Here is a 12489-nt window from a genome sequence, read left to right on the forward strand (position 1 = left end):
AGCCCCTCCGTTCCGGCAATCGCCCGCCTGTTTCCTGCCAGACTAGGGGCTAAGCTTGCGCAATGCACGGCTTTTCGCAGCCGCAGCATCGGCTTTCCGCATCAGGTCTTCCAGGTATCGACCACCTCGTACATCACCGGCTCGAAATGGCGGCACATGCCATGGATGGCGCGGTTGCGCTGGCGCATCTCGGGGTGGCGCAGCATGGCCTGGTAGTCGCGCCGGTCGCGCCATTGCGAATAGGTGCAGATCCGGGTCTGGGCATCGTTCAGGTGGATCGCGCCCGAGACATAGCCGGGCTGGTGCCGGATCACCTGGTCATAGGCGTCGTTCAGCGCGTCCAGCACGTCATGCGCGGTGCCGGGCGTCACCTCGAAGGTGCAGATCACGGTCTGGCCGGAGAATTCCTTGTCGATGCGGGTCATGGTGCTTGGCTCCCTGCTTGGCTGGCTCTGGGCCCAGCTTACGGCGAAGCGGGCAAGGTTGCAGCGGTTTTCCGTCCGCGCCATGGTGGCGGCGCGCAATGCGAAAGGACATGAGCATGATTCCGGTCTTCGACGGTCACAACGATTTCTTGCAGCGCATGGTGGCTGCGGGACCGGGCCGCGACCGGCTCTGGCTGGAGGGCGACGGCAGCGGCCATCTGGACCTGCCGCGGATGAAGGCGGGCGGGTTTGCCGGCGGTTTCTTCGCGATCTGGACGCCCTCGCCGCCCGGCCCGGACGATGCGCTGGCGGCGATGCTCAAGAAGAACCCGCCCTTCGCCCTGCCCCTGCCGCCCGAAGTCCTGCCTGCCCAGGCCCTGCCCCATGCGCTGGCCCAGGCCGGGCAGCTGATGGCGATGGAGCGCACCGGCACGCTGGCGATCTGCCGGACCGCGGCCGAGATCCGCGCGGCCATGGCCCGGGGCCGCATCGCCGCCATCCTGCATATCGAGGGTGCCGAGCCGATCCCGGACCTGGATGCGCTGCATGTCTGGCATGCGATGGGGCTGCGCTCGCTGGGGCCGGTCTGGTCGCGGCCGACGCGCTACGGCCATGGCGTGCCCTTCGCCTTTCCCTCATCGCCCGATACCGGGCCGGGGCTGACGGATGCGGGCAAGGATCTGGTGCGCGCATGCAACCGGCTGCGCATCATGCTGGACCTGTCGCATCTGAACGAAAAGGGTTTCGACGACGTGGCGCGGCTCTCGGATGCGCCGCTGGTCGCCAGCCACAGCTGCGCCCATGCCGTCGCGCCCAGTTCGCGCAACCTGACCGACCGGCAATTGCGGGTCATCGCCGAATCGCGGGGCCTCGTCGGGCTGAACTTCGCCGTGGGCTTCCTGCATCCCGAAGGCCGGCGCGACCCGATGCACGGGTTCGAGGTCATGCTGCGCCACCTGGATCACCTGCTTGCGTTCCTGGGCGAGGACGGGGTGGCGCTGGGTTCCGATTTCGACGGCGCCGACATGCCCGAGGATCTGGCCGATGCCGCGGCCCTGCCGAACCTGGTGCAGGCGATGCTGGCGCATGGCTATGGCCGCGACCTGGTCGAGAAGATCGCCTGGCGGAACTGGCTGGACCTGCTGGAGCGGAGCTGGGGCGGCTGAATGCACCCCCGACTGCCGGGGGGCACCGGCGGGGCGCGGGGGCGGCGATCCGCAACCGGACCACTCGGCAAAGACGCACAAGGATCGCCGCCCCCATGCGCGGGGAAATGCCACGGCCGCTTTGCACGGTAAAGTTGTCTATTCAGAGAAGATTCCCGCTATGGGAGAATCCCCGCCCCTCAGCCTCCGGTAACGGCCGGCGTGACCTCCAGCGCCTCGGCCAGCGCGCGGAACCGCGCCTCGGCCACCTCGCCCATCAGCGCGCGCCCGGTCCGGGTCAGCTTCAGCTCCAGGAGCTTCTTCTTGCGCTGCAATTTCAGCGTCCCCGCCTCGGCCGGATCCTTGACCGAGAACATGGCGCCGAAGCGCATCGCCTTGCCCAGCACCTCGGCCTCGCGGATCTCCTTGTCCGACAGCAGCGCGAATAGCGGCGCCATGGGCGAATTGGCGCGGCTGTTCTTGTAGCGATGCAGCAGCGACAGGCCCAGGAAGACCCGCTCGGGATGCGACAGCGCCGCCATGTTGGCCCGCGTCACATTGTCGAAACAGGCGTCGGCGCGATAATCGGGATGGGTGCGCCATGTGGTGTCGTGCAGAAGGCAGGCCGCCCGGACCAGCCGGTCGCGCTCGGCCGGCAGGTTGCCGAACAGCGGCTCGAGGAACTGGTAGAGCTTCTTGCCGAAGCCCGGCATCCGCGCCATCTGCCGCTCGGCAAAGCGCGCCGCCTCGATCAGCGGATCGCGCGAGCGCAACCCGGCCGGCATCTGTTCGTAAAGCAGCCCTTCGCGGATGCCGTATGAGGACACGGCCAGCGATTTCGGCTTGAAGCTCTGCACCAGCTGGCGCAGCACCTGGCTGGCCAGCGGCACCAGCTCCATCCGGCTTTGCGAGATGCCGGTCATCGCCCGCATGTCCGCCACGCTCCGGTCGCCGATCCATTTCACCGTGTCGGCGACGGCCTGGGGCGACATGCGATATTCGTGCAGCACGGTCATCGGGTATTTCGCCCGCTCCATGTCCAGCCGCGCGATGGCCCGCCAGGAACCGCCGACCAGGTAGATCTGCTCATGCCCGCGGCCCAGCCGCTCGGCCGCCGTCTCGATGGTCTCGCGGATATGGTCGCGCAGCCCCGAGGCGCCGCCCTTGACCTGTTGCAGCCGGAACGGACCCAGGGGCGTCGAGATGCGGCGGCCGACCTTGCCGTTCTCGACCTCGGCCAGTTCCATCGAGTTGCCGCCGATGTCGCAGACCAGCCCCTTGGCATCCGGCCAGCCCAGCAGAACGCCCTGGGCGGAAAGCCGCGCCTCTTCCTCGCCGTCGATGACCCAGAGCTTCAGCCCGGTCTCCTTCTCGACCGCCTTGTGGAAGGCGGGGCCGTCCTCGGCCTCGCGCACGGCGGCGGTGGCGACGCAGGTCAGCGGCTTGATCCCCATGCTGTCGGCCAGGACCGCAAAGCGGCGCAGGGCTGCCATGCCGCGCCGCACGCCTTCGGGGTTCAGCCGCCCGGTGGTGGCCAGGCCCGAGCCCAGCCCGGCCATGACCTTTTCGTTGTAGAAATAGGCCGGCGAGCGCGCCGCCCCGTCGAAGACCACCATGCGGATCGAGTTCGAGCCGACATCGACCACGCCCACCCGGCTCAGCGCCCGTTCCGAGGCGCGTTCGAACAGCGAGCGTCCGAAGGGTTCGATGGTTTCTCCGCTTGCGGTCAGGATGCCGTTCATCGGGTTCCTCTCGATTCCGTTACCACGCCGGGCGCGCGCCTTGGATGGGGCAATTGGCCCCTTCGCGTCAATCCGTCGAGTGCATCAAAGCCGGAACGTCACGGGCACCCGCACTGCCGCGTCCCGACAATGAAGGGTTTTCCATGAAGAACTTGTGACAGGAAAACAGGTCGTCGCGCCCCGCCGGCAGATAGCGCAGATAGCGCCCGTCGGGCTGCAGAAGCCAGCTTTGCGCCTCGTCGGCCATGTTGGCGGCCATGACCTGGCTGGTGATCTGGGCCTTCACCGTCTCGTTGAAGCATTCCACCAGCGCCTCGACCCGGCGGTTGAGGTTGCGCCCCATCCAGTCGGCCGAGCTGATGAAGACCCGCGCGCGCTTGGACGGCAGGCCGAAGCCGTTGCCGAAGCAGACGATGCGGGAATGTTCCAGGAAGCGGCCGACGATGGATTTCACCCGGATGTTGTCCGAAAGGCCCGCGATGCCGGGACGCAGCCCGCAGATGCCGCGGATCACCAGGTTGATCCGAACCCCGGCTTGGCTTGCGGCGTAAAGCGCCTCGATCACGTCCTTGTCGATCAGGCTGTTCATCTTGGCCCAGATCTCGGCCGGGCGGCCGCGGCGGGCGAAATCGGCCTCGCGCGCGATCAGCTCCAGCAGCCGCTCCTTGAGGTCGATGGGCGAGATGGCGATGTTTTCCAGCCCCTCGGGCTGGACATAGCCGGACAGGAAATTGAACACCTTGGAGGCGTCCCGCCCCAGCGCCGGGTCGCAGGTGAACAGCGACAGGTCGGTATAGATCCGCGCGGTGATCGGGTGATAGTTTCCGGTGCCGAAATGGGTATAGGTCACCAGCTGGTCGCCTTCGCGCCGCACCACGGCGCTGATCTTGGCATGGGTCTTGTATTGCATGAAGCCATAGACCACATGCGCGCCCGAGCGTTCCAGCCGCCGCGACTGGCGGATGTTGGCGGCCTCGTCGAAACGTGCCTTCAGCTCGACCAGCGCCGTCACCGACTTGCCCGATTCGGCCGCCTCGCAGAGCGCGTCGACGATGGGGCTGTCGCGCGAGGTGCGGTAAAGCGTCTGCTTGATCGCCAGCACGTTCGGGTCGCGCGCCGCCTGCGCCAGGAAGCGCACCACCATGTCGAAGGTCTCGTAGGGGTGGTGCAGCAGCATGTCCTTTTGCCGGATCGCCGCGAACATGTCGCCATGGTGGTCCTGCACCCGTTCCGGCACGCGCGGGGTGAAGCTGGGCCATTGCAGGTCGCGGCGGCTGTCCAGAACCAGTTCGCGCAGGTCGGCCATGCCCAGAAGGCCCTCGACCTCAACCACCTCCTCGGGATCGACGTTCAGTTCCTGCATGATGACCCGGCGCAGCCGGTCGGGCGCGCCCGCGGTGATCTTCAGCCGGATGACCGAGCCGCGGCGGCGGCGCTTCAGCGCCGTCTCGAATTCGCGCACCAGGTCCTCGGCCTCCTCCTCGACCTCCAGGTCGCTGTCGCGCAGCACGCGGAAGGCGCAATGGCCGATGTCGCGATAGCCGGGGAACAGGCTGGGCAGATGCATCAGCAGCAGGTCTTCCAGCCGCAGGAAGCGCTTGCCGCCCGGCAGCGGGATGAAGCGGGCGATCTGCTGGGGAATGGGCACCAGCGCCTGCATCTGCCGCCCGTCGCTTTCCCGTGCCAGTTCCAGCGCCAGCGAAAAGCCGGTGTTCGGGATGAAGGGAAAGGGATGCGCCGGGTCGATGGCCAGGGGCGAGACCACCGGAAAGACCTGGTCCATGAAATGCCGGCGCAGGAACTCCTCCTCGGCGCGGGTCACGCGGCCGCGCGACAGGATGGCGATGTCGGCCTGTTCCATCTCGCGGCGCAGGCCGTTCCAGACCGCCTGCTGCGCGCCCATCAGCCGGCGCGCATCGGCATTGACCAGGGCCAGCTGCTCGGCCGCGGTCAGCCCGTCGTCGGACAGGGTGGTGTTGCCCTCGCGCACCAACTCGCGCAGCCCGGCCACGCGCACGGTGTAGAACTCGTCGAGATTGGTGGCCGAGATCGACAGGAAGCGCAGCCGTTCGAGCAGCGGCACGCGCGGATTGCGCGCCTCGTCCAGCACGCGCCAGTTGAAGGCGAGCCAGCTGATCTCGCGGTTGAAGAAGCGCGCGGGCCCTTCGGGCGGGCCGTCGGGCAGGTCGCGCGGGGCGGGAAAGGGAGATTTCAGGAAATCGGCCTGGGTCATGTCACGGAACTTGGGGAAAACGCGGGGCGATCATGCGTCGGCAGGGGTGAGCTTGTCCAGAAGCTCGGCCGCCAGCCGCCGGGTGATGGCGCGGCGGTCGGCCAGCGATTCGCGGTCGATGGCCGCGACCAGGCGGCGGGCCAGGTCAAGGTCGCGCTCCATGCGCAGCGCCAGCCAGTCCACCACCTCGGGCGCGACCTGGATCTGGCGGTCGGCGAACAGCTTGACCAGCACCGCCGGCAGCAGCGCGTCGTCGGGCGGGCCCAGGATCGCCTGCGCCGCCGTCTCGAGCCGCGAGCGCAGGTCGGGCAGCGCCACGCCCCAGTCGCGCGGCGGTGCCTGCGCGGTGATCAGCAGCAGCGCCTGCCGTGCCCCGGCCAGGTTCCACAGGTGGAACAGGCCCTGCTCGGCCGTGGCATTGCCGCCGATCTCATGCGCGTCCTCGACGACCAGCGCGGCGCCGGGGCGGACCAGTTCGTCCACGCTGTCGGGAGCCAGGGTCCAGCCATGGCTGACATGCGCGCCATGCTCGGCCGCCCAGAAGCCGACCAGATGCGACTTGCCCGATCCCGGCCCGCCGATCAGCAGCAGCCGCCTCTGCGGCCAGCGGCCCGGCACGTCCAGCATGGCCAGCGCGTCGCGATTGGCCGCGGTGATCAGGAAATCGTCGCGAGACGAGGCCGGCGGCATCGTCAGGTCCAGGGTCAATTGTCTGGCCACCGCTCAGTCGTCCTTGCCGCGCAGGCTGTCGCGCGCCTCGGTCCAAAGCTCGGAGGGCGAAGGCGGGCCCTCGGCATCGGGGATCTCGCCGGCCTGCTGGCGGTGCTGGTGTTTCTCCAGCAGATGCGCCAGGTGCTCCTCGCGATGGATCTGCGCCACCGCCACGTCGCGCGACATCTGCGCCAGTTGGCGCGCCCGCTCGGTCGTGCCGCGCGGCACCAGCTCGACCATGGTCGGCGGCGCCGGCGGCGAGGGCACTTCGCGCCCGGTATAGAGCGCGCTTTCCTTGTAGCGGGCGACGCCGAAGCGGACCAGCACCGCCAGCGCCGCCGCCGCCGGCACCGCGATGAGCAGGCCGACGAAGCCGAACAGCGTGCCGAAGACCGTCAGGGCCAGCATCAACCAGACCGGGTGCAGCCCGACATGGCCGCCGACGATCTTGGGTTGCAGGTAGTTGCCCTCGACGATCTGGCCCAGGACGAAGACCGCGATGACCGCGCCGATCCAGACCGGCTCGCCCCAGAAGGAAAACAGCGCCACGCCGATGGCGGTGGCGCCGCCGACCAGCACGCCGACATAGGGAATGAAGGACAGCGAGGCGGCGATGACCCCGATGGCGATGCCGAAGGGCAGGCCGATCAGGCCCAGGCAGACCGAATAGAAGGTGCCCAGGATCAGGATCACCATGCCCTGCCCGCGCACGAAGCCCGACAGCGCCGCGTCGATCTCGTGTCCCAGGTGGCGGATGGTGCCGGCATGCTGGCGCGGCAGAAGCTCGTCCAGCCGGTCCACCATGTTGTCCCAGTCGAGCAGCAGGTAGAAGGCGACGACCGGCACGATCACGATCAGCATGACCATGCTGACCACGCCCATGACCGAGCCCAGCACGGTGCTGACCAGCTGCCCGCCCCGCTCGCTGATCTGCTGGCCCATGTTGGACAATGCGCTGTTGACCGGGCTGCCCTCGGTGAAGATCTCGGGGAACCGGGTCATCAGGAACAGCTGGAGGCGCTGGAACATCTCGGGCGCGGTCTCGATCAGCGCCGTGGTCTGGCGCACCAGCACCGGCACCAGCAGCAGAAACAGCGCCACCACGAGCAGCAGGCCGCAAAGCGTGAGGATGACGACCGCGGCGGTGCGCGACAGGCCCAGCCGCTCGAGCCGGTCGGCCAGCGGGTCGAAGAGATAGGCCACGGCCGCGCCCATGATGAAAGGCATGACGGCATTGCCCACCCCCCAGAGCGCCAGCAGCAGAACGACCAGCGCGCCGCCCCAATAGAGGATCTGTTTCTGCACCGGCAATTGCATGGGTCTTGTCGCTCCCGTCCCCGCGTTTGCGTTCCTATGTGGACGGTCGCGGCCCGGCTTGCAAGGAAGGGCGTTGCCCCGCTATCCGCGATCCGCTAACCCGTGCCGGCCATCATGAGGATTTCGCCATGCGTCTGTCGCGCTATTTCATGCCCGTCCTGAAGGAAGACCCCAAAGAGGCCCAGATCGTCAGCCACCGGCTGATGCTGCGTGCCGGCATGATCAAGCAGCAGGCGGCCGGCATCTATTCCTGGCTGCCTCTGGGCTTCAAGGTGCTGCGCCGCATCGAGCAGATCGTGCACGAGGAACAGGCCCGCGCCGGCCATGTCGCCATGCTGATGCCGACGCTGCAACCCGCCGACCTGTGGCGCGAGAGCGGCCGCTACGACGATTACGGCGAGGAGATGCTGCGCATCCGCGACCGCCACAAGCGCGACCTGCTTTACGGGCCCACCAACGAGGAGATGATCACCGACATCTTCCGCGGCCACGTGAACAGCTACAAGGATCTGCCGCTGACGCTGTATCACATCCAGTGGAAGTTCCGCGACGAGATCCGCCCCCGCTTCGGCGTCATGCGCGGGCGCGAGTTCCTGATGAAGGACGGCTACAATTTCGACCTGACCAAGGAAGACGCGCTGCATGCCTATAACCGGCACCTGGTCAGCTACCTGCGCACCTATGAGCGCATGGGGCTGCAGGCGATCCCGATGCGCGCCGACGGCGGCCCGATCGGCGGCGACTATACCCATGAATTCCTGGTGCTGGCCGAGACCGGCGAGTCGGAAGTGTTCTACGACAGCCAGATCACCGACCTGAAATTCGGCGACCGCCAGATCGATTACGACGATGTCGCGCAATGCCAGGCCGTGCTGGAGGAGTTCACCAGCCGCTATGCCCGTACCGACGAGACCCATGACGCGACGCTGTTCGAGCAGATCCCCGAGGAGCGCCGCCGCCAGGCGCGCGGCATCGAGGTCGGGCAGATATTCTATTTCGGCACCAAGTATTCCGAGCCGATGGGCGCCACCGTGGTCGGCCCGGACGGCCAGCGCGTGCCGGTGCACATGGGCTCGCACGGCATCGGCGTCAGCCGCCTTCTGGGCGCCATCATCGAGGCCAGCCATGACGACAAGGGCATCATCTGGCCCGAGGGGGTGACGCCCTTCCATGCCGGGATCGTCAACCTCAAGCAGGGCGACGCCTCGACCGACGGTGCCTGCGAGGCGCTTTATGCCGAGCTCAAGGCGCAGGGTCTGGACCCGCTCTATGACGACCGCGACGAGCGGGCGGGGGCGAAATTCGCCACCATGGACCTGATCGGCCTGCCCTGGCGCATCACCGTCGGCCCGCGCGGGCTGGCGGCGAACAAGGTCGAGCTGACCTCGCGCCGCAGCGGCGAATCGGTCGAGCTGTCGCCGCAGGAGGCGGTGGCGCGGCTGAAGGAAATCTACCAGCCGGTCTTCGACGCCGCGAAATAGGCGCGGCCGCGTCCGGCGGTACGGTTGCCCCGGGTATTTGGGCAATGCAGAAACATGGGGCGGCGCGCAGGCGGCGCCCCCGGCTCGGGCGGTGCGGCCGGGTGGGTATTTGGAGAACGAAGAAGCCGCCTGCCCTTCCGCGCGGCGCCAGGCGGCATGGTTTCACGGTTTCGCGGTTTCGTGGTTCAAGAGTGAGCGGTTCATGGTGAAGAAGGCGCTGATTACCGGGGTGACGGGGCAGGATGGCTCCTACCTGGCCGAGTTCCTGCTGGAAAAGGGCTATGAGGTGCATGGCATCAAGCGCCGGTCCTCTTCCTTCAACACCCAGCGGGTCGATCAAATCTTCCAGGATCCGCATGAGGTCGCGCCGCGCTTCTTGCTGCATTACGGCGACCTGTCCGATGCCTCGAACCTGACTCGGATCATGGCCGAGGTGCGGCCGGACGAGGTCTATAACCTGGGTGCGCAATCCCATGTCGCGGTCAGTTTCGAGGCGCCGGAATATACGGCCGACGTTGACGGGCTGGGGACGCTGCGGCTGCTGGAGGCGATCCGTTTCCTGGGGCTGGAGCGGGTGACGCGGTTCTACCAGGCGTCGAGCTCCGAGCTTTACGGGCTGGTGCGCGAGGTGCCGCAGACCGAGCGCACGCCCTTTCACCCGCGCAGCCCCTATGCCGTGGCCAAGCTCTATGCCTATTGGATCACGGTGAACTATCGCGAGGCCTATGGGATTTTCGCCTGCAACGGCATCCTGTTCAACCACGAGAGCCCGCGCCGCGGCGAGACCTTCGTCACCCGCAAGATCACCCGCGGGCTGGCCAATCTTGCCCAGGGGGTCGGGGGTTGCCTGTACCTGGGCAACCTGGACGCGCTGCGCGACTGGGGCCATGCCCGCGACTATGTGCGCATGCAATGGCTGATGCTGCAATGCGATGCGCCCGACGATTACGTCATCGCCACCGGCGAGCAGCATTCCGTGCGCCAGTTCCTGACCTGGGCCGCCGAGGAGCTGGGCATCGCGCTGGAGTTTCGCGGCACGGGCTTGGATGAGGTCGCCCTGGTCGCCTCGGTCGCGGGCGACCGGGCGCCGGCCCTGCGTCCGGGCGATGTTGTGATGCGGGTCGATCCCAAGTATTTCCGCCCGGCCGAGGTGGCGAGCCTGCGGGGCGATGCCGCCAAGGCGCATCGGCGGCTGGGCTGGCGGCCCCGGACCGGCTTGCGCGAGATGATCGCCGAGATGGTCGCCGCCGACCTGCGGGCGGCACGGCAGAATGCGTTGCTGAAGCGGCATGGGCTGGGTCCGGCCGTCGCGCAGGAGGCGCGATAGATGGCACGGCTGTTCATCACCGGCGGGCATGGCATGGTCGGGCGCAACCTGCGCGCCCATCCCGGCATCGCCGCCTGGCAGGTGCTGGCGCCCGCGCGCACCGAGCTGGACCTGTGCGACGCGGACGCGCTGCGGGACTGGCTGGCGCGGCATCGCCCCGATGCGGTGGTCCATGCCGCGGGCGTGGTCGGGGGCATCCAGGCCAACCTGGCCGAGCCGATGCGGTATCTGATCGAGAACGCCCGCATCGGGCTGAACCTGATCGCCGCCTGCCGCGAGGCGCGTATCCCGGTGCTGATCAACCTGAGTTCGAGCTGCGTCTATCCGCGCGACCTGCATTGCGGCCTGGCCGAGGAGCAGATCCTGACCGGCCCGCTCGAGCCCAGCAACGAGGGCTATGCCTTGGCCAAGATCATGGCGATGCGGCTGGTGGACCATGCCTGCCGCGAGGATCGCGGCCTGCAATGGCGCACGCTGGTACCCTGCAACCTCTACGGCCCCTTCGACAAGTTCGACCCAGGCCAGTCGCACCTCCTGCCGGCGATCATCCACAAGATCCACCGCGCCAGGGTCGAGGGCCATGAGACGGTCGAGATCTGGGGCGACGGCACGGCCCGGCGCGAGTTCATGCATGCGGGCGACCTGGCCGAGGCGATCCTGCGGGCGCTGGCCGGTCCCTCGTCCGTGCCGGCAGTGATGAATATCGGGCCGGGCGTGGATCATGCCATCGACGACTATTACCGCATCGCGGCCGGGGTGATCGGCTGGCAGGGCCGTTTTGTCCACGACCTGGGCAAGCCGGTGGGCATGCGGCGCAAGCTCCTGTCCGTGGCGCGGCAGACGGAATGGGGCTGGGCGCCGCAAACCGGCCTGCGCGAGGGCATCGCCGCCACCTATGCCTGGTATCTGGAGCATCAGCCATGAGCGGCTTTCCCCTTGCCACTTCCAGCTGGGACGAGGCGGAACGGGCCGCCTTGCAACGGGTGATCGACTCGGACCGCTTTTCCATGGGCCCCGAGGTGGCGGCCTTCGAGGAAGAATTCGCCTGTTTCACCGGCAGCCGTTACGCGGTGATGGTGAACTCGGGCTCCTCGGCCAATCTCGCCATGGCGGCGGCGCTGCGCCATACGCAGAACCCCGCCTTGCGGCTGATGCCGGGCGACGAGGTGATCGTGCCGGCAGTCTCCTGGTCCACCACCTTCTTTCCGCTGCACCAATACGGGCTGCACCTGAAATTCGTCGACATCGACCGCGAGACGCTGAACTACGACCTTGCCGGGCTGGCCGGGGCGATTGGACCCCGCACCCGCGCGATCATGGCGGTGAACCTGCTGGGCAATCCCAATGATTTCGACGCGATCCGTGCCCTCATCGGCACCCGCAATATCGTGCTGATCGAGGATAATTGCGAATCGATGGGCGCCACCTTCGGCGGCCGGCAATGCGGCACCTTCGGGGTGATGGGGACGTTTTCGACCTTCTTCTCGCATCACATCTCGACCATGGAGGGGGGGCTGGTCGTCACCGATGACGAGGAACTTTACCACATCCTGCTGGCGCTGCGGGCGCATGGCTGGACGCGCGACCTGCCGAAATTCAACCGCGTGACCGGCGAGAAGAGCGACGATCCCTTCGAGGAAAGCTTTCGCTTCGTCCTGCCCGGCTACAACCTGCGTCCGCTGGAGATGTCGGGCGCCCTGGGCCGGGCGCAGCTGGAAAAGCTGCCGCGGCTGATCGAGGGGCGGCGCGCGAATGGCGCGCTCTGGCAGCAGGCGATGGCAGACCACCCGCTGTTCCGCATCCAGCGCGAAACCGGCAAAAGCAGCTGGTTCGGATTTTCGCTGGTGCTGCGGCCGGAAACGGGCCTGACGCGACGCGGGATTCTGGCCCGGCTCGGCGCCCTCGGGTTCGAGACCCGGCCCATCGTCAGCGGCAATTTCACCCAAAATCCCGTGCTGCGCCTGATGGATCACAGCCTGCATGGGCCGATGAGCCATGCCGAGGAGATCGACCGCAACGGCTTCTTCATCGGCAATCACCCTTATGACATGCACGAGGCGATCGGCATCCTTGCCGAATTTCGCGGCTGACCGGCAGGGTGCTGGACT

The 12489-nt window shown here is 67.7% G+C and carries 10 protein-coding genes; 5 read left to right on the forward strand and 5 right to left on the reverse strand.

What is annotated here, in order from left to right; translation table 11 throughout:
* Positions 1-101 precede the first annotated feature (101 nt).
* Positions 102-425: an antibiotic biosynthesis monooxygenase family protein gene (locus ACNKFW_RS16315; RefSeq protein ID WP_147428887.1), complete on the reverse strand. Its 324-nt coding sequence runs from the start codon at positions 423-425 to the stop codon at positions 102-104.
* A gap of 116 nt (positions 426-541) precedes the next feature.
* Here ACNKFW_RS16315 and ACNKFW_RS16320 point away from each other — a divergent pair, with 116 nt between their 5' ends.
* Positions 542-1591 (forward strand): dipeptidase, encoded by a 1050-nt coding sequence (locus tag ACNKFW_RS16320; protein WP_028709943.1) that lies wholly within the window; start codon positions 542-544, stop codon positions 1589-1591.
* Positions 1592-1770: 179 nt separating this feature from the next.
* Here ACNKFW_RS16320 and ppx read toward each other — a convergent pair whose 3' ends face one another.
* The 4 genes from ppx to ACNKFW_RS16340 form a co-directional block, all read right to left on the reverse strand.
* Entirely contained in the window at positions 1771-3312 is a 1542-nt protein-coding gene (gene ppx / locus ACNKFW_RS16325; RefSeq protein WP_024844699.1) for an exopolyphosphatase, read from the reverse strand.
* 67 nt (positions 3313-3379) lie between these two features.
* Complete coding sequence (locus tag ACNKFW_RS16330) at positions 3380-5545, reverse strand: RNA degradosome polyphosphate kinase (protein ID WP_147428888.1); 2166 nt, start codon at positions 5543-5545, stop codon at positions 3380-3382.
* A 30-nt stretch (positions 5546-5575) separates the two neighbouring features.
* Complete coding sequence (locus ACNKFW_RS16335; RefSeq protein ID WP_147428889.1) at positions 5576-6265, reverse strand: DnaA ATPase domain-containing protein; 690 nt, start codon at positions 6263-6265, stop codon at positions 5576-5578.
* Positions 6266-6268: 3 nt separating this feature from the next.
* Entirely contained in the window at positions 6269-7561 is a 1293-nt protein-coding gene (locus tag ACNKFW_RS16340) for an AI-2E family transporter (RefSeq protein WP_244314453.1), read from the reverse strand.
* A gap of 140 nt (positions 7562-7701) precedes the next feature.
* Here ACNKFW_RS16340 and proS point away from each other — a divergent pair, with 140 nt between their 5' ends.
* From proS to ACNKFW_RS16360, 4 genes are all read left to right on the forward strand, one after another.
* Complete coding sequence (proS, locus tag ACNKFW_RS16345; RefSeq protein WP_024844703.1) at positions 7702-9054, forward strand: proline--tRNA ligase; 1353 nt, start codon at positions 7702-7704, stop codon at positions 9052-9054.
* Positions 9055-9256: 202 nt separating this feature from the next.
* Positions 9257-10381 carry a GDP-mannose 4,6-dehydratase gene (gene gmd, locus ACNKFW_RS16350; RefSeq protein WP_208852027.1) on the forward strand — a complete coding sequence of 375 codons (1125 nt, stop codon included), beginning with the start codon at positions 9257-9259 and terminating at the stop codon, positions 10379-10381.
* Positions 10382-11305, forward strand: coding sequence for a GDP-L-fucose synthase family protein (locus tag ACNKFW_RS16355; protein WP_147428891.1), 924 nt, complete (start codon positions 10382-10384; stop codon positions 11303-11305).
* Positions 11302-12471 carry a DegT/DnrJ/EryC1/StrS family aminotransferase gene (locus ACNKFW_RS16360; protein ID WP_147428892.1) on the forward strand — a complete coding sequence of 390 codons (1170 nt, stop codon included), beginning with the start codon at positions 11302-11304 and terminating at the stop codon, positions 12469-12471. Before ACNKFW_RS16355 ends, ACNKFW_RS16360 begins: the two co-directional genes overlap by 4 nt.
* Positions 12472-12489 lie beyond the last annotated feature (18 nt).

The sequence above is a fragment of the Paracoccus sp. TD-10 genome (genome assembly GCF_048270675.1).
Taxonomy (GTDB): Bacteria; Pseudomonadota; Alphaproteobacteria; order Rhodobacterales; family Rhodobacteraceae; genus Paracoccus; species Paracoccus pantotrophus.

Coding starts and splice junctions, on each gene's coding strand:
- ACNKFW_RS16315 (WP_147428887.1), bottom strand. CDS start 425: ATGACCCGCATCGACAAGGAATTCTCCGGCCAGACCGTGATCTGCACC.
- ACNKFW_RS16320 (WP_028709943.1), top strand. CDS start 542: ATGATTCCGGTCTTCGACGGTCACAACGATTTCTTGCAGCGCATGGTG.
- ppx (WP_024844699.1), bottom strand. CDS start 3,312: ATGAACGGCATCCTGACCGCAAGCGGAGAAACCATCGAACCCTTCGGA.
- ACNKFW_RS16330 (WP_147428888.1), bottom strand. CDS start 5,545: ATGACCCAGGCCGATTTCCTGAAATCTCCCTTTCCCGCCCCGCGCGAC.
- proS (WP_024844703.1), top strand. CDS start 7,702: ATGCGTCTGTCGCGCTATTTCATGCCCGTCCTGAAGGAAGACCCCAAA.
- gmd (WP_208852027.1), top strand. CDS start 9,257: ATGGTGAAGAAGGCGCTGATTACCGGGGTGACGGGGCAGGATGGCTCC.
- ACNKFW_RS16355 (WP_147428891.1), top strand. CDS start 10,382: ATGGCACGGCTGTTCATCACCGGCGGGCATGGCATGGTCGGGCGCAAC.
- ACNKFW_RS16360 (WP_147428892.1), top strand. CDS start 11,302: ATGAGCGGCTTTCCCCTTGCCACTTCCAGCTGGGACGAGGCGGAACGG.